General features: G+C 33.9%; 21 protein-coding genes. 12 read left to right on the top strand and 9 right to left on the bottom strand.

Annotation, left to right across the window (positions count from 1 at the left end; all coding sequences use genetic code 11):
• Window positions 1–28 precede the first annotated feature (28 nt).
• Both truC and FJR47_RS02630 read right to left on the bottom strand, forming a co-directional pair.
• Window positions 29–748: a tRNA pseudouridine(65) synthase TruC gene (truC, locus tag FJR47_RS02635; protein WP_152298925.1), complete on the bottom strand. Its 720-nt coding sequence runs from the start codon at window positions 746–748 to the stop codon at window positions 29–31.
• A gap of 3 nt (window positions 749–751) precedes the next feature.
• On the bottom strand, window positions 752–2,053 hold the full coding sequence (locus FJR47_RS02630; RefSeq protein WP_152298924.1) for a DEAD/DEAH box helicase: 1,302 nt from the start codon (window positions 2,051–2,053) through the stop codon (window positions 752–754).
• Between the two features lie 216 nt (window positions 2,054–2,269).
• Here FJR47_RS02630 and FJR47_RS02625 point away from each other — a divergent pair, with 216 nt between their 5' ends.
• Window positions 2,270–2,782: a DUF2062 domain-containing protein gene (locus tag FJR47_RS02625; protein ID WP_152298923.1), complete on the top strand. Its 513-nt coding sequence runs from the start codon at window positions 2,270–2,272 to the stop codon at window positions 2,780–2,782.
• On the opposite strand, the gene lgt is transcribed toward FJR47_RS02625, so the two are convergent.
• The 4 genes from lgt to FJR47_RS02605 form a co-directional block, all read right to left on the bottom strand.
• Window positions 2,779–3,591 carry a prolipoprotein diacylglyceryl transferase gene (lgt, locus tag FJR47_RS02620; RefSeq protein WP_152298922.1) on the bottom strand — a complete coding sequence of 271 codons (813 nt, stop codon included), beginning with the start codon at window positions 3,589–3,591 and terminating at the stop codon, window positions 2,779–2,781. The two genes, FJR47_RS02625 and lgt, sit on opposite strands and share 4 nt — an antisense overlap.
• Window positions 3,592–3,598: 7 nt before the next feature.
• Entirely contained in the window at window positions 3,599–4,882 is a 1,284-nt protein-coding gene (locus FJR47_RS02615; RefSeq protein ID WP_152298921.1) for a (Fe-S)-binding protein, read from the bottom strand.
• Window positions 4,883–4,884: 2 nt separating this feature from the next.
• The gene (gene hemN / locus FJR47_RS02610; protein ID WP_152298920.1) at window positions 4,885–6,252 is read right to left on the bottom strand and encodes an oxygen-independent coproporphyrinogen III oxidase; all 1,368 of its coding nucleotides are present in this window, start codon (window positions 6,250–6,252) and stop codon (window positions 4,885–4,887) included.
• Window positions 6,253–6,316: 64 nt separating this feature from the next.
• The gene (locus tag FJR47_RS02605; protein WP_152300263.1) at window positions 6,317–8,002 is read right to left on the bottom strand and encodes an ABC transporter ATP-binding protein; all 1,686 of its coding nucleotides are present in this window, start codon (window positions 8,000–8,002) and stop codon (window positions 6,317–6,319) included.
• Between the two features lie 130 nt (window positions 8,003–8,132).
• Here FJR47_RS02605 and FJR47_RS02600 point away from each other — a divergent pair, with 130 nt between their 5' ends.
• From FJR47_RS02600 to waaF, 11 genes are all read left to right on the top strand, one after another.
• Window positions 8,133–8,813 (top strand): acyltransferase, encoded by a 681-nt coding sequence (locus FJR47_RS02600; protein WP_152298919.1) that lies wholly within the window; start codon window positions 8,133–8,135, stop codon window positions 8,811–8,813.
• Window positions 8,813–9,796, top strand: coding sequence for a lipopolysaccharide heptosyltransferase I (waaC, locus tag FJR47_RS02595; protein ID WP_152298918.1), 984 nt, complete (start codon window positions 8,813–8,815; stop codon window positions 9,794–9,796). The genes FJR47_RS02600 and waaC overlap by 1 nt, the downstream gene beginning before the upstream one ends.
• A complete protein-coding gene (locus FJR47_RS02590; protein WP_152298917.1) occupies window positions 9,786–10,145 on the top strand; it encodes a diacylglycerol kinase in 360 nt (119 codons plus the stop codon). Before waaC ends, FJR47_RS02590 begins: the two co-directional genes overlap by 11 nt.
• A complete protein-coding gene (locus tag FJR47_RS02585) occupies window positions 10,133–12,055 on the top strand; it encodes an LTA synthase family protein (RefSeq protein WP_152298916.1) in 1,923 nt (640 codons plus the stop codon). Before FJR47_RS02590 ends, FJR47_RS02585 begins: the two co-directional genes overlap by 13 nt.
• A 127-nt stretch (window positions 12,056–12,182) precedes the next feature.
• On the top strand, window positions 12,183–13,277 hold the full coding sequence (locus tag FJR47_RS02580; RefSeq protein WP_152298915.1) for a glycosyltransferase family 4 protein: 1,095 nt from the start codon (window positions 12,183–12,185) through the stop codon (window positions 13,275–13,277).
• Complete coding sequence (locus tag FJR47_RS02575) at window positions 13,274–14,479, top strand: O-antigen ligase family protein (protein WP_152298914.1); 1,206 nt, start codon at window positions 13,274–13,276, stop codon at window positions 14,477–14,479. The genes FJR47_RS02580 and FJR47_RS02575 overlap by 4 nt, the downstream gene beginning before the upstream one ends.
• Window positions 14,469–15,203 carry a hypothetical protein gene (locus FJR47_RS02570; protein ID WP_152298913.1) on the top strand — a complete coding sequence of 245 codons (735 nt, stop codon included), beginning with the start codon at window positions 14,469–14,471 and terminating at the stop codon, window positions 15,201–15,203. The genes FJR47_RS02575 and FJR47_RS02570 overlap by 11 nt, the downstream gene beginning before the upstream one ends.
• Window positions 15,196–15,939, top strand: coding sequence for a glycosyltransferase family 2 protein (locus FJR47_RS02565; RefSeq protein WP_188093738.1), 744 nt, complete (start codon window positions 15,196–15,198; stop codon window positions 15,937–15,939). The genes FJR47_RS02570 and FJR47_RS02565 overlap by 8 nt, the downstream gene beginning before the upstream one ends.
• Window positions 15,927–16,964, top strand: coding sequence for a glycosyltransferase family 4 protein (locus FJR47_RS02560; RefSeq protein WP_152298911.1), 1,038 nt, complete (start codon window positions 15,927–15,929; stop codon window positions 16,962–16,964). Before FJR47_RS02565 ends, FJR47_RS02560 begins: the two co-directional genes overlap by 13 nt.
• A gap of 108 nt (window positions 16,965–17,072) precedes the next feature.
• Window positions 17,073–18,332 carry a glycosyl hydrolase gene (locus FJR47_RS02555; protein ID WP_152298910.1) on the top strand — a complete coding sequence of 420 codons (1,260 nt, stop codon included), beginning with the start codon at window positions 17,073–17,075 and terminating at the stop codon, window positions 18,330–18,332.
• Window positions 18,333–18,385: 53 nt separating this feature from the next.
• Entirely contained in the window at window positions 18,386–19,315 is a 930-nt protein-coding gene (gene waaF / locus FJR47_RS02550) for a lipopolysaccharide heptosyltransferase II (RefSeq protein WP_430738912.1), read from the top strand.
• On the opposite strand, the gene FJR47_RS02545 is transcribed toward waaF, so the two are convergent.
• The 3 genes from FJR47_RS02545 to rfaD are packed head-to-tail and all read right to left on the bottom strand — an operon-like array spanning window position 19,312 to window position 22,316.
• Window positions 19,312–19,884, bottom strand: a complete 573-nt coding sequence (locus FJR47_RS02545; protein WP_152298908.1) for a YfaZ family outer membrane protein — start codon at window positions 19,882–19,884, stop codon at window positions 19,312–19,314. The two genes, waaF and FJR47_RS02545, sit on opposite strands and share 4 nt — an antisense overlap.
• Window positions 19,885–21,309, bottom strand: coding sequence for a D-glycero-beta-D-manno-heptose-7-phosphate kinase (gene rfaE1 / locus FJR47_RS02540; RefSeq protein WP_152298907.1), 1,425 nt, complete (start codon window positions 21,307–21,309; stop codon window positions 19,885–19,887).
• Complete coding sequence (rfaD, locus tag FJR47_RS02535; RefSeq protein ID WP_152298906.1) at window positions 21,306–22,316, bottom strand: ADP-glyceromanno-heptose 6-epimerase; 1,011 nt, start codon at window positions 22,314–22,316, stop codon at window positions 21,306–21,308. The genes rfaE1 and rfaD overlap by 4 nt, the downstream gene beginning before the upstream one ends.
• Between the last annotated feature and the right edge of the window lie 88 nt (window positions 22,317–22,404).

Below are 22,404 nucleotides of genomic sequence, written 5' to 3'. Positions count from 1 at the left end.
TTATTTAATTGTGATTATACAAAATTTATTATATTTGCCAACCAAACGAGCTACATAAAGTTTTAAATGCATCGTCTAACGGAGCTTGAATAATAAGCACTTCATTTGTATAAGGGTGTCTGATTTGAAGTTCATTAGCATGCAGAAGCATTCTATGGCAATCAAACTCTTGGCGTATAAACTTATTATGTTCGCCTCTTCCATACTTTGTATCGCCTAAAATATGGTGTGATATATGCTTCATATGACGGCGAAGCTGATGTTTTCGGCCCGTTAGCGGTTTTAATTTTACCAGTGAGTAGCGGGTTTTATCATACTTTCCGACTGGATAAGAAAGTTCTACTGTTGCAATTCTTTCATACTCAGTCGCTGCATCTTGCGCCTCTTTTGTTACAGAACTATTATCTTTATCTGCAATTTTATCAAGCTTTACACTAAGAGGATGCTCTATAAAGCCACTCTCATCAGTATAACCTCTAACTATAGCAATATAGCTTTTTTTACTCTCTTTTGTGCGAAACTGCTCACCCATAATTTTTGCACTCTCTTTATCCAGAGCAAAAAGTAAAACTCCAGAAGTCGGCTTATCCAAACGATGAATCGGATAAACAAATTGACCTATTTGATCACGAAGCATCTGCACAGCAAATAGAGTTTCATGCCTGTCAATAGGGGAACGATGAACTAAAAGTCCTGAGGGCTTGTTAATAGCTATTAAAAATTCATCTCTATATAAAATTTCTAACAAATTCTATCTGTCTCGTTTTGTTGTTTTTCTTTTTTTTGTTGTAACAGGTTTTTTGTAGGTTGCGCTTTTTTGAGCTTTTTCTGGTTTTTTATAAGGCTTTTTTGATCTCTTTTGCTCTATTTTTTTATGTTCACTCTTTAGTTTTATCTCATCTTGATCTTTTCTTCTTATAGTAGGATCAGGTTCAAACCCTTCAACTGTTTCCTGAGGGATTTTAATCCCTATAAGTCTCTCTATCTCTTTTATGTCATACTTTTCATAAATATCGATTAAGGAGATGGCTTCTCCCTCTCTTCCGGCACGGCCGGTTCGCCCTACCCTATGAACATAATCTTCAGGAATTGAAGGAAGCTCATAGTTTATAACAAAAGGCAGCTCCTCTATATCCAAACCTCTAGAAGCAATATCAGTTGCAACAAGAACCCTGATTTTTCCCTCTTTAAATTCGCTCAGCGTTTTTAGTCTGTTGGCTTGCGTTTTATCTCCATGAATAACTCCGCATTTAAGCCCATCTTTCTTAAGTTCTACAACAAGCTCATCTGCACTTGCTTTTGTTCTAGTAAAAACTAAAACCTGTCTAAAATTTCTTGAACCAATAATATAAGCTAAAAGCGATGCTTTTTTATCTGTATCAACTAAATATGCTACCTGATTTATCGTATCAACTGTTGAATTTTTCTTTGAAGCCTCTATAAATGCAGGTTTTGTAAGGATTAATTTTGAGAGTTTTCTCACTTTATCGCTATATGTTGCTGAAAAAAGAAGCGTTTGATGTCTTTTTGGCAGAAGCGGGTAGATGGTTTTTATCTCTTTTACAAAGCCCATATCCAACATTCTATCAGCTTCATCTAGGACAAAAATTTCTACATGTGAGGTATCAAGCCCTTTTCCTACATGTTCAATTATTCTGCCTGGAGTTGCAATTATAATATCAACTCCCTCTTTTAATAGTCTCTGCTGTGTTTCAAGATCTTTTCCTCCGACTAATACGGCAATATTTAAGGTCATATTTTTTGCATATTTTTGCAAGTCATCATATATCTGCAAAGAGAGCTCTCTTGTTGGAGAGAGTATAATCCCTCTTAACACTCTGTTTTGATCTGCAGATGTTTTTCTAAGTCTTTGCAGCATAGGAAGTCCAAATGCAGCAGTTTTGCCAGTCCCTGTTTGAGCTGTTGCAAAAATATCGCTCTTTGCCAAGACTAACGGAATTGCTCTTGTTTGTATAACTGTAGGTTTTTCATATCCCAAATCTTTTATAGCATTAAGAAGAGGTTTTATAACTCCTAATTTTTCAAATGACATTATTTACCCACTTTATATTTTTATAATGAAATTTTATCATAATATCTGGCATTACGCATTGCAACAGCAAAACCTACTTCAACAGCAGAATCAAATATCTCTTATATTACTTGAGCTAAACAAGCTTCGTAACTTTATTATATTAAAATTATATATTACTAGAAATATAAGCTTTGTATAGATATAATCCCCGCATATTTAACAATGGTATAAATGATGATTAGAAAAACATTTAAAAACATAAGTGCGAGTGAAAAATTAAAAACTCTTATTCAAAAATATAAAATACCGACAGATTACTTATCAGCAAATAGAAGGATGGTATCAAGAGCAGTTTTTATAGGATTTTTTATTGCTTTTATACCAATGCCTATGCAGATGTTGGCAGTTGTGGCATTTATACCATTTTTAAAATTCAATGTACCGATTGCGCTTGCCATATGCTGGCTCAGCAACCCTTTTACCATGCCTGCAATGTACTATATGGAGTATTTAACAGGAAGTTTTTTCTTGGGAATGGAGATGACATCCGTTGAGATGAATATAGAGTGGTTTAGCAAAAATATCGGCAATATCTTTATACCGCTCTATGTCGGAACAGCTTTTTACTCCATAACCGTCTCCTCTTTAGCTTATTATCTTGTAAATCATTTATGGAGAAGTTCTGTTAAAAAGGATAAAGATTTGCGAAAAAATGAAAAAGACAAAAGCAAAAACAAAGATATTTAAATTTTTCTCTTTTTAAAATAAAACCATGCTGCTACGCCTAAAAAGCTCATAGCCAAACTCATAACCTGTCCTTGTGTTATAGCATCACAGCACACATACCCTATCTGAATATCGGGTGCTCGCCAAATCTCCGCAATTGCGCGGAAAAGTCCATAACTTATTGCATAAACTAAAACTAATTCTCCGCTGAATTTTTGATATTTTTTATAGATATAGACAACTATAAAAACACCAATACCTTCCAAAACAGCTTCATAAAGCTGTGATGGATGACGAAGCACACCATCTACCAAAATCCCCCATGGTACATCTGTTTCCCGTCCAATAAGCTCTTGGTTTAAAAAGTTTCCTATCCGTCCAAAGACAAAAGCCAAAGGAACACTGATGGCCACCAAATCCATTATCTTGCCAAAAGCAATCTTATGCTTTCTAGAGTAAAGATAGCTACTTATAAGAAAACCCAAAACAGCGCCGTGGTAGCTCATCCCCCGGATTCCCACAAATTCGCCATTAACAAAAGGATTAAATATCTGCCACGGATGCGAAAGATAGTAAATCGTCTGCGTATCGTAAAAGAGAATATAACCAAGCCTTGCACCCAGAATAACACCGATCTCCACATAGATAAAATAGAGATCAATCCCTTTAGCACCAAAATCAAGATTGTCTTTTTTAATAAAATATTTTCCAATATAAAGTGCGCTCAAAAGAGCTAAAACATACATAATCCCATACCAATGAACCGGCAGTGAAAAGATATGAAAAGCTACCGGATCAAATGTTTTATATATATTATTCCATGATGACATAAAAAGTTTAGTCTCTCAAGGCTTCAGCGATAAGCTCAATAGGATTTTTAAATACAGTTTTTGCGTCCACATAGTTCATTGATGCATTTATCTGCATTCTGCAGGCGCTGCACTCTGCACTTACTACATCTGCATTTGTTTTTTTAATCATATCTGCTTTTGGAATTCCTGCTGCTTTTGCAAAATGATACTTCTCACTCTGCATAGTCACGCCGCCAAATCCGCAGCATGTATTTGGATCGCTCATCTCAACAATATTGTAATTTTTGCTGATAAGATTTCTTGGTTCTTGATGAATGCCCTGCATTTTTTTGGCATGGCACGGATCGTGATATGTAACTATCTTTGAATCTTTTTTCTTAGACTCTAAAAGTTCATTAAGATGTGTATGTTTCTCAAGCCACTCTGTTGCCATAAAAATTTTATCTTTTAACGCAACAGCTCTTGCTTTCCACTCAGGCTGATCATGAAAATAGTGCTCATAATCTATCTTTAACATAGCGCTGCATGTAGCCTCTGGAACTATAATTGCTTCTACATCCTTTGAAAAACTCTCAAAATACTCTATATTAAACTTTGCATTATAATCAACCGTATCAAAATCGCCTGTAAAATAGGCAGGCGCAGAGCAGCATTTTTGATCTTTTGCCAAAAAAGCATCAATCTCAAGTGCTTTTAATATCTCCAAAAGAGAATTTCCTACATCTACATAGTTGTAATTTCCCAGACAACCTATAAAAATAGCAACTTTTCTCTTCCCTCCATTGTTTATATTTTCCGGGTGAGAATTTAAAAATGATGTTTTTCTAAGGCTTGGAAGGAGTCTGTCTACTTTTAACATCGGCAGATTAAAGCGCGAACTCATTGAGTCAATATCTGCTTGAATTTTAAATCCGCAAGTCTGAAATGCCCAGCCAAGTTTAAAAGCCAAGTCATTTAGCCAACGGTGGCGAAGAAGCAAGAAGAAAGCTTTTTTATACCATGCAATGCCAAATTTTTTGCCTATATCTGCTCTAACCTGCTCTATCACCATATCCGTAGGAAGTGATTTTGGACAAACCTCAACACATGCAGTACATAAGAAGCAGCTCTCAAAGATAGCTTTGGCATTTTCATCAAGCTCTAAATTTCCCCTTTGATACGCTCCCAAAAGATCTAAAAAACCACGGGGAGAGGTAACCTCATCTGCATTTACACCATGAATAGTACAAACGGGTATACATTTTCCACACTTGATACAATCATCAGTAATAGAAGAAAAATTAAAAATCTCTTGCGCTGATTTGCCCATTGCTATACCGTTTTTGAGAATGTTTTTGCGTTAGCCGCATGCTTTTTCATATAAGCATCAAACGGCATCGCAATATTTCTAATAAGCAGAGTACCTGTCTGGCTGCACTCTATAAAATCATCGCTGATAGTTAAAAGTTCATCCTCCTCAAAAGGCTTAAGGGCTTCTATGGCATCAGCAAAATATTTCTTAAACTCAATGTTAAAGAGTTTTTCAAATCTTTTTATATCAAGCTTAAAGTTACTCATAAGCTCCATAATCACATATTGTCTAATTTGATCATCTTCATTGAGAACAATACCGCGTTCAAACGGAAGTTTTCCAGAATCAATTGATTCTTCATACTCTCTCATATCTTTAAAGTTTTGAGCATAATGAGCTACTCCTTCGCCGATGGAAGTAAGCCCTACCCCTATAAGATCAGCTCCGCCTTTTGTAGTATAGCCTTGAAAGTTTCTGTGAAGTTCACCTTTTTGTATAGCTTTAAAAAGTTCATCTTCAGGTTTGGCAAAGTGATCCATTCCAATCATTTTGTAACCGTTTGAAGTTAAAAAATCTATGGTGTACTGCAAAATTTTAAGTTTTTCATCCGGAAGAGGAAGCGTTGTCTCATCAATCTTACGCATAGTTTTTTTCATCCAAGGAACATGCGCGTAGTTAAATACTGCAAATCTGTCCGGATTGAGAGTAATAGCCAGTTCCAAAGTTTCTTTAAATGTTTCAAGCGACTGAAAAGGGAGTCCGTATATAAGGTCAACATTTACTGAAACCATATTGTATTTTCTTGCCAAATCCATAGCATTTTTTGTGGTATCGTAAGGTTGAATTCTGTGAATAGCAATCTGAACTTTTTCATTAAAATCCTGAATACCAAAACTTACACGATTAAAACCGTTTTCGCTTAGAACTCTCATCTGATCTTCATCAATATGACGCGGATCTATCTCGCAGCTGACTTCGGCATCTTTTACAAAATTTGGAAAAAAAGACTTAATCTCTTTTATCACCTCTTCAAGCTGCGCTGCACTGAAAAATGTCGGTGTACCGCCGCCAAAGTGCATCTGAATCACTTCTCTGTTGCAGTTTAAATGTTTTGAAAGAATCTTTAACTCTCTTTTTAAATAGTCCAAGTAACGAAGCATTTTATCTTCTTTGGAGGTAAAAACAACATTGCAGCCGCAAAAATAACATGCATTTTTGCAAAACGGTAGGTGGAAGTAAAGACTCAAAGGACGAGATGGATCTTGCTGTTCTAATTTTTGTACATATTCATCATATCCAAAAGCGTCACTAAACTCCAAAGCTGTCGGATAACTTGTATAACGAGGTCCTGGTTTTGAGTACTTTGTAAATTTTGCGAAATCTAGCATATTAATAGTCCATTTTTTATAATTATGGCGATTATCTCTAAAAAGTGTTGAAAATCTGATTAATTTAATTTTTAAAAGTTCCGGCTAATCTTTGGTAAACCTCAGAATGTTCCAAAAGCTCACTATGTTTTCCGCTTGCTACAATTTTACCTTTTTGCATTACCAATATCTTATCCGCATGCTCAATTGTACTGAGTCTGTGCGCAATTGTTATAGTGATTTTATCTTTTGTATATGCATCAAGAGCAGCATGTATTCTCTTCTCACTCTCATTATCCAGCGCTGATGTTGCTTCATCAAAAAGAATTAAAGAGGCATGTTTATAGATTGCTCTTGCAATTGCGATTCTTTGTCTCTGTCCGCCTGATAAGTTTGAACCAAACTCTTCCATTTTAGTATCTATTCCATTTTCAAGAGAATTTACAAAGTCCCATGCATCCGCCAGTTTAAGTGCTTCTTTTACTCTATCTTCATCTACTTCTTGGCCATAAGCAACATTTGCCGCCAAAGTATCTTGAAATATATAAATTCTCTGAGTTACCAGTGAGATATGATGTTTAAGCGAATCCTGCGTAAACTCTTGTATATTTGTGCCATTTATCAAAACCTCACCGCTATCTGGATCATAAAAGCGCAGAAGCATATTTATAAATGTACTTTTTCCACCGCCGCTGTCACCGACAAGCGCTATATTCTGCCCCTGTTTTATATCTATGTTTATAGTGTCTAGAGCGTAAAAATCATCATATTTTAGCTTTACATCTTTATACTCTATATGCGTGATATCATCTTCTAAAACTTTGTTTCCGTCAACAATCTTGTTTTTAGTATCCAGTACTTCAAAAACCCTTTCGCTTGCAGCTATTGCATCTTGGATTTTTGAGTAAATTGTGCCTATGCGGCGGATGGGTTGAAAAACAAGTCCGACAGCGGTTAAAAATGCTGTAAACTCTCCAACACTCATATTACCGTTATAAACCTCTCTGCCGCCTACAAAAATAACCGCCGCAAGCCCCATGGCTCCGACAATCTCCATCATAGGGGAGACTATATCTCCAACATATATGGCTTTCATATTTATCTTAAAAAATTTCCAGTTCTCAATACTAAATCGATTTATCTCAAACTTTTGCGTAGCATTTGCTTTTATGATCTCAGCATTATTAAAAACTTCGCTCAAACGCGAAACTACATCAGCGTTTTTTTCCTGAGAACGGCGAGAATATTTTTTTAATTTTTTAGCTATAAGAAGAAGCGGATAGATAATAAGCGGCATTAAAACCAAAGAGTAAAATGCAAGTAATGGATTTAAATATATAACATAACCTACAAGCGCGACTACAGTCAAACTCTCACGAAATAACTCCGGCAGCATATTTGAGACGAAATATCTTATACGGTCTATATCGTTTGTAATCCTTGAGATAAGTTCACCGCTGCGGTTGAGATACAAAAATGTCATATCAAGATTTATTATCTTTTCCAATAGTATCTCTCGAAGCCTTGTAATAATATGCTGACCGATATAAGCCATAAAAACTGACTGCATATATCTGCCGATTGATTTGAAAAAATATATACCGACAAGCCCAAAAGGTATAAGATATAACATATCCTCTTTTTTTTCTATAAACATCTCATCCATCAAAGGCTTCATAATATGAGCCGTCGCAGTAGTTGCACTCACTGTCAATAGTATGCCGATAAGAACTAAAAAATATTGTAATTTATACTCTTTTATAAATGGCATATATCGTTTTAAAACTTTTTTCAATAACTATTCCGTTTAATATTTTTCAAAGAATTTTATCTAAAAAACAATAACAATTAATTTAGATCTAATTATGCTATTATTACATAAATTATTAGGATTTTGAACAATGTTAAAATTAAGAAAAATATCTCACATATTCAAATACCTTTTCGGATTTCCAAAGAGCGTATATGTAAATTTTAGACTTCTGCCTTTTAATCAAGCTCTAAAACTCCCTATAATTGTTTCAAATAAAACCAAACTTATATCATTAAACGGAGAAGTAAACCTTACTAAAGTAAAAACTGGAATTATTCGCATAGGCTTTGGAGGAACTGAACATATAGACTATACTTATACTAGAACTATATTGAAAATAGACGGTATAGTAAACTTTAAAGGCAGAGCAAAAATAGGCCTAGGATCAAAATTCATTATACACAAAGAGGCAATTTTCAGCGCTGGAGAAAGATTTGGAATAACGGGCGATACTATTATTTTATGCACAAAAAAAATCAGCATCGGAGATAATGCTAGAATATCTTGGCAAACTATAATTATGGACAGCGATCATCATCCTGTTTTAGATATAAATAATAATATTATAAATAATCCGACAGAGATTGTTATCGGAAATGGTGTATGGATTGGCGCCAGATGTTTTATACTTAAAAATACAAATATTGATGATGGGTGCATTATTGCAGCTAACACAACCATAACTAAAAATTTTAGCGGCATTAAACACAGTGTAATTGGCGGAAATAATGCAAAAATTTTAAAAACATATATAAGATGGTACAATTGATGAAAATTTGTATAGTAAAACTCTCCGCTATGGGAGATATCATCCATGCTATGGTAGCATTGCAATTTATAAAAAAAGCGCTGCCTGATTCACAAATCGACTGGGTCGTAGAGAGTGCATTTGCAGATGTGCTTAAAAACAATCCGCATATAGATAATATCTTGTCAATTAATCTAAAATCTATCAAAAAGAAAAAAAGCACTATTTTTACTCAATACAAAATCTTAAAGAGCTACTCAAAAAACAATTATGACATCGTTATAGATGCGCAGGGACTTCTAAAATCTGCAATAACTACTAAAATAATAGGCGCAAAAACAATAGCAGGATTTGACAAAAGTTCTATCAGGGAGGGTTTTGCTTCTTATTTTTACGATAAAAAAATTCATATTGCTTATGATGCAAATACTATAGATAGAAATGTCGCCGTCCTTTGCGAACCGCTTGGCGTAAAAGTATCAAGTAATGATATTTTAGAAAAAGAGAAATTTTTGTACTCATGTTCACATGTAAAAAATCTGCCAAAAAAATTTAATGTATTTGTCATAGGCTCAACTTGGGAGAGTAGAAACTATCCAAAAGAGAAGTTTGTAGAGATCGCAGAAGCATTAAAAACAGACACTTTTATAGTGTGGGGAAGTGAAGATGAGCACAAAAAAGCACTATGGATGCAAGAGCAGTCTGAATTTTTACATCTGCTGCCCCGCGGCTCATTGGATGAACTAAAAGATGTTATCTCCAAATGTTCTCTGCTTATAGGAAACGATACGGGACCTACTCACATGGCATGGGGGCTCAATGTTGCATCTATAACTATTTTTGGTCCGACTCCCACAAATCGCGTGTATGTAACTCCGATTAACAGAGTTGTGAAATCCAAAAGTATTGTAAATCATTATAAACTAAACAAAAACGATTTCTCTATTTGCGATATAGAAGCGGATGAAATTATACGAATTGCAAGGGAACTGCGTGAACAATAAACCAAAATATCATATTTTCAAAAATACAAAATATGCATTAGATGGTCTTTTACATGCTCTAAAAACAGAATCCTCTTTTAGATTGGAACTTTTTTTAGCTCCTTTTATCATTCTAGCAATAATTTTAATAGATTTTGAGTTATGGCAAAAAAGTATTCTGCTTTTTAGTGCATTTTTGATTCTAATAGTGGAGCTCATAAATAGCGCTGTAGAAAACTGTGTTGACCTAATAACAAAAGAGTTTCATCCACTTGCAAAAAGCGCAAAGGACATAGCTGCAACTGCTGTAATGTTTAGTATAATCTTACATATTATTTTTTGGATGGTATTTTTATTTTGCATTCTTTAATAACAAATAAAATTAAAAATGCTGTGACACTTTTTATTGCATCATTAGCAACGCTTACTCTACTTAGAGTATTGCTCTATTTTTTTTATTTTAACAAATTTGAATCTTTAACATTTTATGAAACAGTTGCATCATTTTTTATGGGTGCAAGAGTAGATATCGCGGTAATAGGTATTTTTTTAGGATGGCTTTTATTAATATACTTTTTACCATTTAGATTTACATATGATAAAAAATTCCAAAAATATATCTATATCGTCTGGTATATACTCCTGAGTGTAATTGTCTTAATTCAATTATCCGGCATCGTCTATTTTGAGTATGTTTCACGACATATGGCAAGCGAAATAACTGCTATGCAAAACGACATGCATGTTGTTTTAGACATGGCTATACAAAACTATCACGAGGTCTTTATTTTTTTTATTTTTGAAATTCTGCTCTTTTTTGCCCTTAAAAGAGCATTGACTTTTAAAAATGAGATTATTCACTTATCTCTAAAAAGAGATTCATTGACATTATTAATCGTTGCACTTCTTATTTTTTTGGGAATAAGAAGCAATATCTCTGGCAAACCGCTTGGGCTCTCAGATGCTTTTGTGTCAAATAACTCTCAATCAGGAAATTTAGCCATAAGCACTCCTTTTTCGATTGTAAAAACAATTTCCCAAAAGCATAAAAACTATACATTTTACTCACAAGAAAAAGCACTTGAAAACAGTATAAATGCACTTAAATCTAGTGAATTTACATTTAAAAATAAAAATTTTGCACTTTTAAGAGAATCCACAAATAAAATTAAAAAAAATCACAATGTTGTTATTATCATGCTTGAGAGCTGGAGCGCAAAATATATAGATAGTTTTTCAGGTACAAATTTTGAAGTAACTAAAAATTTTGATGCATTGGCAAAAGAGGGATTGATGTTTACAAACTTTTTTGCCAATGGCCAAAGAAGTATAGATGGTATAACTGCACTCCTAACAGGTATTTGCGTTATGCCTGGATTTGAGTACTTAGGGCATGGCTTAGAGCTTAGCGATATTTCATATCTCCCCGAAATTGCCAAAAAAAACGGATACACAAGCTTAGCCATGCAGAGCTCAAAAAGAGAATCTTTTCGTATAGACTCTATAGCAAAGCTTAGCGGATTTGACAACTATTTCGGCGCCGAGGATATGGAGAAGCTAGGACTTGAGCAAAGTGGAGCAGACCCAAGATTCGGCACATGGGATAATAATATGCTAAATTTTTATCATAAAAAAATAAATGAGTTAAGAGAGCCTTTTTTGTCGTTTGCTTTTACATCTTCAACACATGTTCCTTTTGTAAGCCCAGGCAAGAGATGGGAAAAATATCCACATAATGAGAACAATATATATGGCTTTTTAAATACACTTAACTATAGCGATGAGGTTCTTGGTGATTTTATGAAAAAAGCAAAACAAGAGCCTTGGTTTGACAACACTATCTTTATATTTTTAGCTGATCATACATTAGGTTTCGGGGATGATACAAACATGACGCAAGGCTTAAATTTAAATATACAAAATAGGGAATTAGAGAACTTGAGAATACCTCTGCTAGTTTATGCACCAAAAATATTTCCAAAGCCTCAAGTTATAACAAAACTATCATCACAGGCGGACATACTACCGACTCTTACGCATTTTTTAGGATGGAGCGGAGAAATCGCAACAATATCTAACTCTATTTTTAGTACATCAAATAGTGAATTTGTCCTTTTTTCATATGGGAATATACTCGGTTATAAAAATAATAATGGTTTTTTAAAACACACTTTAGAAAAAGAGCTTGAGAGCAATATAAGCACAAATGATAGAGAAAAAGTACTCTCTTTGTACCAAACTTTTTCATATTTGTACAAAAACAACAAACTCTCAAGGTAGCTGTTTTAAATACACATACAGCATCTTTTAAAACCAGAATTTATAAAACTAAAAAAAAGTGTTCGATGTTTATAAATAATATTTGGATAAAATTGCAAGATACTATAGCAAGGAAATAATTTTACATATGAATCTGCTCGTACTAACATCAACAAAAGGCTCTTATAACAGTGTAAGACCAGAAGCTGAGATCTATATCTCTCTTTTAAAATTTGGTTACAACATAACAATAATGACACAACATGATAGCGAGTATGCTTCAAGATTTAGAGAGCATGGCATAAAAATCATCGATGAACATTACAAAAAAAAGATTTCGCCTAATACCATTAAAAAAATTAGAAGTGTTATAAAAAAAGAAAATATTGATATCGTTTATGCAGCAAATTCAAAATCGATTTCAAATGCAGTTATCGCCTGCATTGGCACAAAAGTAAAACTTGTAACATACAGAGGCACGACCGGCGGGCTTTACCGTCATGATCCAAGCGCCTACCTAAATGCTCTAAATCCAAGAGTAGACGGTGTTATCTGTGTCTCTGAGGCAGTAACAAAACATGTAAGAAAACAAATTTTTTCTAAGTCAAAAAAAGTTGAAACTATCTATAAAGGACACGATACTTCTTGGTACGATACAACTCCCGTAAATTTAGAACTCTTTGGCACAAATAATCAAAATTTCAATATTGCTTTCGTTGCAAATGTAAGACCACATAAAGGACTTATCTATCTGCTTAAAGCCGCTCATCAATTGGCTAAATATAAAAATATACATATTATTTTAATCGGTGAAAACATATCACAAGAACCTTACCTCTCTGAGATAAAAAACAGCGGAATGCAAGAGAGAATCCATCTCACCGGATTTAGAAACGACGCCCCTCAAATTATTGCTTCATGCAGTGTGCTAGTTCAAGCATCAATTAGAAAAGAGGGGCTGCCAAGAGTGATTCTTGAATCATTGGCAGGTAAAACACCGGTTATCGCTTCGGCAATTGAGGGAAATGCAGAAATAATAGAGGATGGATTTAACGGTTTTATAGTACCCATAAAAGATGCAGACGCTATTGCAGAAAAAATTACAAAACTTTATAATACACCCGAAAGACTAAAGGAGTTTTCAAACAACTGCGCATATACCATTGAAAATAAGATGTCACATAGAACTACAACAGAGAAATACAATAATTTTTTCAACGCACTTATCAAAGACAAAAAATGAATAAATTAAAAAATATTACATTAAATGAATATATTAATTATCTCTTTGTTTTGTATGCATTTTTATTGCCGATTTCTAGAGCTGGAATATCTATATTAACAATATCGCTATTTATTCTATGGCTTTTTACAAAAGACTTTAAAAGTAAAATAGAGTTTATAAAATCAAACAAAGTTATCTTATATTTTCTTGCTTTTATCGGCTTTAGCTTACTCTCGCTTTTTTGGTCAAACGATGTAATCAGCGGCTTGGAGTATGTTAGAAAATATTGGTATTTTTTAGTTGTTTTAGTTATTGCCACAACAATCCAAAAAAGGTTTGTTGAATACGGAATTTCCGCATTTTTAACAGGTTTATTTATAAGTGAAATACTCTCATACAGCATATTTTTTGAACTCATTCAGTGGAAAAATGTAAGCCCTAACGATCCCACTCCCTTTATGAATCATCTTCAATACTCTATGTTTTTGGCATTTGCGTCACTTTTGCTTTTAAACAGATTTTTTTATGAAAATAAAATGAAATGGAAAGTAATTTATTTTCTCTATTTTTTAATTATTACATCAAACCTGTTTTTAAATGGCGGAAGAACCGGTCAAGCCGCATTTGCAGTCTCTATTTTTGTAGTTGGTTTTTTAAATGTAAAAAATAAAATAATTGCTCTTTTAAGCATGTTCGCATTAGTTCTGTCTATTTTTTATACAGCTTATCATGTAAGTCCTGTTTTTAAAACAAGATTTGACACATCAATAAATGAGATACACAAAATATCCCAAGGATCATTTTGTACCTCTTTTGGCGCGAGACTGGGTTTATGGATAATAGGCGGAGAGATTTTTTTAGAAAATCCTATCATTGGTACCGGTGTTGTAAAAGATATGAATGATTTTGTAAAAATAGTAGAAGAGTCTTACCCAAATAAAGATTGCATCAAACATCTGCCAAGCTATCACAATTTTTATGTACAAACTGCAGTTCATCTTGGAATCATAGGACTGTTTTTATATCTTATGATTTTTTACAATCTCTTAAAACTAAAGATTCAAGATAGATACTATTTCACTTTAATGGTTATCTTTGTAAGCGTCTACTCTGTTTCAAGTTTAGTAGAAAATATGTTTCATGAACAGTTTTCAGCCGCACTTCTTGCGCTCTTTAGCGGAATCTTTATAGCACAAAACAGGATAGAAAATGAAGTTTGAATCGATTCAAAGTAAATATATAGAGTTTTTAAAAAACATAAAAAGCCATTTTGACAGCGCAAGCAGCTCAATCCATAAAGCAAGAAACGAGATAAAAATCATTGACTTTAACGGTGAGAGTTTGGTTGTCAAATCTTTTAAGATTCCAAATATTATCAATAAAATTGTTTATACATTTTTTAGAGACTCTAAAGCGAAAAAATCATATCAAAACAGTCTGAAAATAGTAGATTTTGTGCCTAAACCTATCGGATATATAGAGTTTTACAGATTTGGTCTGCTTAGTGAGAGCTATTTTGTAAGCGAAAATTTCAAATATGATTTTACCATTAGAGAGGTTCTAAAAGACAGCAATTTTCAAGAAAGAGAGTTTATCTTTAAAGAATTTGCAGCGTTTACTTTCAGGCTCCACGAAAATGGCATTTTACATCTTGATTTCTCTCCGGGAAATATTCTTATAAAAAAAGAGAACGGCGGCTATATATTTAAAATAGTAGACATAAACAGGATGCAGTTTAAAACCCTAGATCTAAACAGCAGACTTAAAAATTTCTCAATGCTGTGGGCAAAAAATGATGACTTGGCAATAATAATCAAAGAGTATGCAAAACTTGTCAAAAATGATGCAAATAGCTGCATTACAACTGCACTAAAATATTCTCAAGCACATAAAGATAAAAAAAATATGAAAAAAAGAGTAAGAGGTGTAAAAGTTGTTGATTAAAACAATATCATGCGTTATTATTGTAAAAAATGCAGCCGCAACAATAGAGCCTACCTTAGAATCTCTAAAATCTTTTGAAGATGTGGTTTTATACGATAACGGCTCAACGGACAGCACTATTGAAATCGCAAAAAAATACTCAAATATAAATCTAATTCAAGGTAAATTTTCAGGCTTTGGTCCAACAAAAAACAGAGCTGCAACTTTTGCAAAAAATGAATGGATTCTTTCATTAGATGCGGATGAAACTGTATCAACATCCTTGATTGAAGAACTAAAACATCTTAAGCTAGATAATGCGAAAGAAGTTTTTATACTCAAGCGGGACAACTACTTTTTAGGAAAAGAAGTGAAACACAGCGGATGGGGAAGTGACTACCTAACAAGAATCTACAATAAAACCTACCACAATTTCAACCAAAATATAGTTCATGAATTTGTGGAACTCAAAAATGAGACAAAAAAAACCAAACTCAAAAGCAGTTTTAAACACAATGCTGTGCAAGATATAAATTCATTTCTATATAAAATAGCATCATATTCAGACCTAGCATCAAAAAATAAAAAAACTTGTTGCTTTTTAACAGTACTACTTAAAGCAAAATGGGCATTTTTTAAAACATATTTCTTGCAACTCGGTATTTTAGACGGCTGGAGAGGATTTTTCATCGCTTCAACCAACGCTTATAGTAAATTTTTTAGATACACAAAAAGGTATATAAATTGCAAAAAATAATCACTCATGCAAATTTTGCAAAAGGTTTTCGCGGCGGGGAGAGACAAACACAGCTTCTTATAGAGCAGCTCTCTCTTCATGGTTACAAACAAAAACTTTTAGTTAGAAAAAACTCTGAACTTACAAAAAGATGCAGAGATATAAAAAATTTAGAGATTATTGAGATATCCAAGCCATATATATTACACCTTAATAAAATAAAAAACAACTCCATCATACATGCACATGAGACAAAAGCACTTCAGTTTGCTTATTTTGCAAATATATTGAAAAAAACTCCATATATCGTAACACGAAGAGTTGACAATGCCCTGAAAACAAATTTTTTAAACACGCTAATGTACACAAATGCAAAAACATCTGTCGCACTCTCAAAGGCAATTGAAAAAGAGATATTGAGAGTTGCTCCAAAAGCAACTACAAAGATCATTCCAAGTGCATTTAGCGATATAAAAATCAATAACGAAAATGTCTCCATTATAAAAACAAGATTTGATAAAAAATTTCTCATAGGTCATGTAGGTGCACTTGACGACAAACACAAAGGACAGTCAATCATTATCGACATAGCAAAAAAACTGCAGACATCACACCCAAATATTCACTTTTTACTTGTTGGCGGCGGATGCGATGAAGAGCGCTTTAAAGAGATGGCAAAAGAGCTTACAAATATCACTTTTGAGGGTTTTGTAAACAATGTAAACGATTATATAAAAAGCTTTGATATGTTTGTTTTTCCATCGAGAAATGAGGGACTCGGATCTACTCTTCTTGATGTTATGAATATCGGAGCGCCTATTATCGCAAGCCGCGCAGGAGGCATTCCAGATATAATAGAAGATAAAGAGAACGGTCTGCTTTTTGATATAAACAATCCGGGCGAGCTTGAAAAACTTATCATAACTCTTTATACAGATAAAGAAAAAATGGATTTTTTAGTGTCAAACGCAAAGAAAACAGTTCAAATATATTCAGCTAAAAATATGGCTCAGGCATATGTGAAACTTTATGAGCAAATAAAATAATTTATGCCACCAATTCTTTTGTAAATCTGTAATATTTAAAAGTAAAATGCCAAAATGTCCCCAATAAATTAGATAATATTTTATATTAAAAAGGTTATAATCCGTCTTATGAAAAAACCGTATATTTGGGATAACTATTCCGATCAACCATATCCGCTTAAAGACAAAAACTACAAAAAAAAGATGCGAAAAAGCCAGATCGGCTCACTTTTAAAAACTCTTTTTATCTCTATTTTTGTGCTGCCTGTATCACTTATTCTCACGCCCTTTGTCAAAAGAAAAAAGATAGACTCAAAAACCTTCTTTTGTATAGGTGTTGATTTTGAACGAAATCCAAAAGAGACTCTGGAGATGATAGAGGAGTTGGAAGTAGAGAGAATTCTGCTGCGCCTAAAACTCTGGGAGATGGAAAAAGTTCCACTTTTAAAAGATTTTATACTCAAAAACAGAGATAAAAAAATAACGCTTAAAATCCTCCAAGACAGAGAACATGTAGAAGATTTAACACTTTTACAAAGAGATTTGGAGAGAATCTTTACCACTTTTAATCAATATGTAGATATCTTTGAAATCGGTTCAACCATAAACAGAGCAAAATGGGGGTTTTTTAGTGTAGATGAGTATAATCTTTTTTATAAAACAGCGTATGATCTGAAAACCTCAAAATTTCCAAACATCAAACTCATTGGAAGCGGAGTCATAGATTTTGAATATCATTTTACAGCTCATACGCTTTTTAATCTCTGCAAATACCGCTTTGACGGCGTCTCTTCTCTTTTATATGTAGATAGACGCGGTGCACCTGAAAATATGCAGATGGGATTTACTCTTCAGGATAAAATCTCGCTTCTTAGCACAATGGTCTGGCTGAGTCCAAAAAGTGAACATAAGCTTCATATCACCGAGACAAACTGGCCCCTTAGCGGCACGGCTCCATATGCTCCCACAAGCGAATATGAGTGTGTGAGTGAAAATTTGTATGCAGACTATATGCTGCGCTACTATCTGCTTGCTTTTGCCTCACAACAGGTCGACTCCGTCTCATGGCATCAACTGATTGCTCCCGGATATGGGCTTGTAGATAATAGGGAAGGCATTAAAAAACGCTCTGCTTTTAAAACATACAAGTTTATGGTTCAAAATCTCAAAAATGCACAGTTTTTAAGACTTGATATAAAACGAGACTACTATATCCTTCAATGTCTAGTTGATAACAAACTTCTTCAAATCCACTGGTCACTAAAGCCGACAACTTTAAAAAATGAAGAGTTTTTTACAGTATATACTCACGAAGGAGAACCGCTAAGAGATGAAATACTTAGCATTGGTTCATCACCACTCTATATTTACATAAAAGACGCGCTATAATTACATCCATGAAAATACTGATAATTTTACCAAATTGGTTAGGAGACGCCGTTATGGCAACTCCTGCAATAGAACTTTTAGCTCTATATTATCCACAAGCACGATTCACTTTTGTTGGCAGCTTCGTATCCATTGAAGCATTAAAGTATCATCCCAAATGCGAAAAAGCAGTTGTAGATGAAACAAAAAAAGCTCCAAACAGAATGAAAGCAACATATGAACTTGCAAAAGAGTTGGGCAGCTTTCATATGGCAATCTCTTTTAGAAACCAGATTCACGCATCTTTGCTTCTTAAACTCACAGGCAGTGTACTTTGCATAGCAAAAAAATCATGGCACTCTATGTTTTTGCTCTCACACACTCCGACCATAAAAACAAATCAGCACCTCTGCAGACAATATGCCCAACTAGCCATGATAAACACGGATGCATGGGACAAAAATACTCCAAAGCTTAAACTCTATATTCCTTCAAAAAGATTTGAAAAACCCACAATGGGAATCAATGCCGGTGCAACATATGGAAGTGCAAAAAGATGGTATCCAGAGAGGTTTGCCGAAGTTGCAAGAGAGTTCAGCGATAAGTACGAAATCATAATTTTTGGCGGACCAAATGAGGTGGAGATGGCAGATGAGATAGAGTCTTATCTCAAATCCTCAGGTGTTTCAAATTATACAAACTTAGCAGGAAAAACAAGTATAAAAGAGCTTTGTGAATTTATAGGCGGATGTTCTTTGTTTGTGACAAATGACAGTGGACCTATGCATGTCGCAGCCGCATATCAAGTTCCAACTGTTGCCATTTTCGGACCTACAAAACATACAGAAACATCACAATGGATGAATAAAAAAAGCAAAATAGTAAGACACGATATGGAGTGCGCACCCTGCATGAGAAGAGAGTGCCCGCTTGGACACCATGAATGCATGAAGAGCATAATGGCATCTGAAGTTATAGAAGCTGCAAAAAAGTTAGATATTTAAAACTCGAACTTCATACCAATATAAACAGAGTCATTATACTCTACATCTCCTCTTTTATAGTTGGTATCCATATGTCTATATCCAACTGTAATGTAGCCGTTTTCTATAACCTGCAGATCTGCATTTGCGCGGTACTCTAAAAATCCATCGGCTTTATCCATAGAAAGAACCTCAGGCGCACAATATATAGCAGCACCGATATAAAGCGGCATTGCTGTATTTATAGGGAGCTTATATTGAGCTTCAAGCCCTAATGGTATAGAGACAAAATCTTCAGTATGATTTAGCTTAACGCCCAATCCTAATCTAAAATCAGCATTGACATTTTTTTGCATTAAAAAATTTACCTCTTGGTAATCTTTTATGCGTCTAACATCGCTATGTCTCTCATCAGCATTAATATATTTTGCACCTATAAAAATTGTATGAGGTTCAACGCTTTCATTGAACTGTCCTGCATCAAGCCTCACTCCAACCTCTAGATCAGAATTATTTATATTTAGCTCAGCGCTATGCATTGCAAAAACAGATGCTGCACTTAGTGCTATTAAAGATATTTTTCGTAACATTTACTCTCCTTGTATTTTTTTAATTGTTTTTGTCGTACTTTTACCTTCAACAAAATCAACTAGTTTGAGTTCGTTAGCAAACTCAGTACCGACAACATCTTTGCCTTTATAGTCACCACCTTTAACAAGCGTGTCAGGCTGTATCATTTTTATAAGTTCATAAGGTGTATCATCCTCAAAAGGAACTACAAAGTCAACCGCTTCAAGTGCGGCAAGCAGATAAGCCCTGTCTTGTGCAATATTTACAGGTCTTGTAGGACCTTTTAAACGAGAAACTGATGCATCAGAGTTTAACCCGACTATCAAAATATCTCCGAAACTTTTTGCCTCTTGCAGATACTTTACATGCCCTACATGCAAAATATCAAAACAACCGTTTGTAAAGACAACCTTTTTACCGTTTTTACGATATCTTTCAACTACAATTTTTATCTCTTCAAAACTCTTTATATGAGCATCTGAAGTACTTTTATGCAACGCTGCTTCATACTCCTCTATCTCGTCTAGAGTGACCGTTGCAGAGCCAATTTTGCCCACAACTACTCCTGCAGCCAAATTTGCAAAGCCGGCAGCTTCGCTTATGCTTCTGTTTGCACTAAAAGCAAAGGCTATAGAAGCGATAACAGTGTCTCCTGCACCGGTTACATCAAAAACCTCTTTTGCAACAGTTGGGAAGAGTTTTAGCTCATTATCATAAGTAGCTATTCCATCTTCGGAGAGAGTAATCATAGATATATCCAAATCACATATATCTTTTAGTTTTAAAAGTGCTTTTTTTAATGATTCTTTATCTTTTATATCTACTCCGGTAGCGAGCATGGCTTCTTTTTTATTAGGAGTTAAAAGATATGCACCTTTGTATTTGCTGTAATTGCTTCCTTTTGGATCAACAAAAACTTTGATACTGTTTTTTTTACAAAGCTCTATCAACTTTTGACAAAAATAGCCGCTAAGCACCCCTTTTCCATAATCAGACAGCACTACGGCGTCATAACTGCAGATTGTGCTATTTACAGAGTTAAGAATTTTATCCGCTTCTTCATCAAGTATCTGCTCTTTACTCTCTTTATCATAACGCAAAACTTGTTGCGAACTGGCAATTATACGACTTTTTTTTGATGTTTTTCTATTTTTTAAAGTAAAAATATTTGAAGTATCAACATCTATGCTTCTTAGCATATTTAGAAGTTCTTTTCCATTTTCATCATCGCCTATCACACTGCCAACAGATACTTTTGCGCCTAAAGTTACCAGATTGTTGATAACATTTCCCGCACCGCCTAAAAGTGTTGTCTCTTTTGCTACATCCACAACTTGAACAGGAGCTTCCGGTGAAATTCTCTCACAACTTCCCCATAGATAGTGATCCAGCATCAAATCGCCAAAAACCAAGATCTTTGGAGTAAAATTTTTTAATATTTTCATTTTTTAACTTCTTGAGCATATACTCTTTTAATTTCATCTACATACGCTTTAATTCCATCTTCCATTTCAAATCCAGGCTCATATCCAAGTTTCTCTTTTGTTGATGAAATATCAGCTTCGGTATGAAACTGATAGCTTCCGATAAAAGGATTTTTTATATATTCACATTTCAATGTTGTATCTAACTCTTTTTGCAATATATCTACTATATCTTGAAAACTTCTAGCTCTGCCTGTTCCGACATTATAAATTCCGCTCTCTTTTGGATGCATAGCTTTTATATTGGCTTGAATGACATCTTCTATATATATAAAATCTCTAAGTATTTTATCACTATTTTCAAAAAGTCGTGGGTTTTTACCTGCTAATATTTGATGTCCAAACTGCAAAATCATAGAAGCGGTTGTATTTTTAAAATACTCTCTTGGACCGTAAACATTAAAATATCTAAGACCTACTATTGCGATATTACTTTTTTTCATATACTCTTTGCTTAAATTATCCATGCAGAGTTTAGAGAAACCATAAACATTTTGAGGCGATTCTCGTCCAACTATTTGAGGAGAGAGTGCATTTCCATATGTCGCTGCAGATGATGCGTATATCATATTTGCATTATGTTTTATGGCAATCTCCAACAAATCTTTATAAGCATTTACATTTGTTTTTATCATTAAATCTTGTTCAAGTGCAGTTGTATCAGATATGGCAGCTTCGTGAAAAATATAATCAAATTTATAATTTAATTCTAAATTAAGCAACAAATCTTTGTCATTAATATCACCACTGATTACTTCACCTCTAAAACCTATCAAATTTTTAAAATGTCCAAAACTTTTAAGATTACCGTTGGAAAGTGTTTTGCCGCTTCTGAAACTATCAAGAATAATTATATTTGCTTCTGGATGATTATTTTGAAAATAAAATGCCAAATTTGAACCAATAAAGCCTGCACCGCCAGTTATTAAAATTGTTTTATCTTTTAAATCATCATTTATGTATCTCATCTGCACACCATAGCCTCTAAAATTTAACAAAATGATAACAGATAAATTATTAACATGTATTTAAGAGTAAAATAACTATAATTTGCCC

The organism is Sulfurimonas xiamenensis (genome assembly GCF_009258045.1).
In the GTDB taxonomy this organism is placed as follows: domain Bacteria; phylum Campylobacterota; class Campylobacteria; order Campylobacterales; family Sulfurimonadaceae; genus Sulfurimonas; species Sulfurimonas xiamenensis.
This window is presented reverse-complemented; position numbering and strand designations above follow the sequence as displayed.

Excerpts from the sequence above, each read along its gene's own strand:
- FJR47_RS02630 (WP_152298924.1), bottom strand. The coding sequence starts at position 2,053 with ATGTCATTTGAAAAATTAGGAGTTATAAAACCTCTTCTTAATGCTATA.
- FJR47_RS02625 (WP_152298923.1), top strand. The coding sequence starts at position 2,270 with ATGATTAGAAAAACATTTAAAAACATAAGTGCGAGTGAAAAATTAAAA.
- lgt (WP_152298922.1), bottom strand. The coding sequence starts at position 3,591 with ATGTCATCATGGAATAATATATATAAAACATTTGATCCGGTAGCTTTT.
- FJR47_RS02615 (WP_152298921.1), bottom strand. The coding sequence starts at position 4,882 with ATGGGCAAATCAGCGCAAGAGATTTTTAATTTTTCTTCTATTACTGAT.
- hemN (WP_152298920.1), bottom strand. The coding sequence starts at position 6,252 with ATGCTAGATTTCGCAAAATTTACAAAGTACTCAAAACCAGGACCTCGT.
- FJR47_RS02605 (WP_152300263.1), bottom strand. The coding sequence starts at position 8,002 with ATGCCATTTATAAAAGAGTATAAATTACAATATTTTTTAGTTCTTATC.
- FJR47_RS02600 (WP_152298919.1), top strand. The coding sequence starts at position 8,133 with ATGTTAAAATTAAGAAAAATATCTCACATATTCAAATACCTTTTCGGA.
- waaC (WP_152298918.1), top strand. The coding sequence starts at position 8,813 with ATGAAAATTTGTATAGTAAAACTCTCCGCTATGGGAGATATCATCCAT.
- FJR47_RS02580 (WP_152298915.1), top strand. The coding sequence starts at position 12,183 with ATGAATCTGCTCGTACTAACATCAACAAAAGGCTCTTATAACAGTGTA.
- FJR47_RS02575 (WP_152298914.1), top strand. The coding sequence starts at position 13,274 with ATGAATAAATTAAAAAATATTACATTAAATGAATATATTAATTATCTC.
- FJR47_RS02570 (WP_152298913.1), top strand. The coding sequence starts at position 14,469 with ATGAAGTTTGAATCGATTCAAAGTAAATATATAGAGTTTTTAAAAAAC.
- FJR47_RS02555 (WP_152298910.1), top strand. The coding sequence starts at position 17,073 with ATGAAAAAACCGTATATTTGGGATAACTATTCCGATCAACCATATCCG.
- waaF (WP_430738912.1), top strand. The coding sequence starts at position 18,386 with ATGGCAACTCCTGCAATAGAACTTTTAGCTCTATATTATCCACAAGCA.
- FJR47_RS02545 (WP_152298908.1), bottom strand. The coding sequence starts at position 19,884 with ATGTTACGAAAAATATCTTTAATAGCACTAAGTGCAGCATCTGTTTTT.
- rfaE1 (WP_152298907.1), bottom strand. The coding sequence starts at position 21,309 with ATGAAAATATTAAAAAATTTTACTCCAAAGATCTTGGTTTTTGGCGAT.
- rfaD (WP_152298906.1), bottom strand. The coding sequence starts at position 22,316 with ATGAGATACATAAATGATGATTTAAAAGATAAAACAATTTTAATAACT.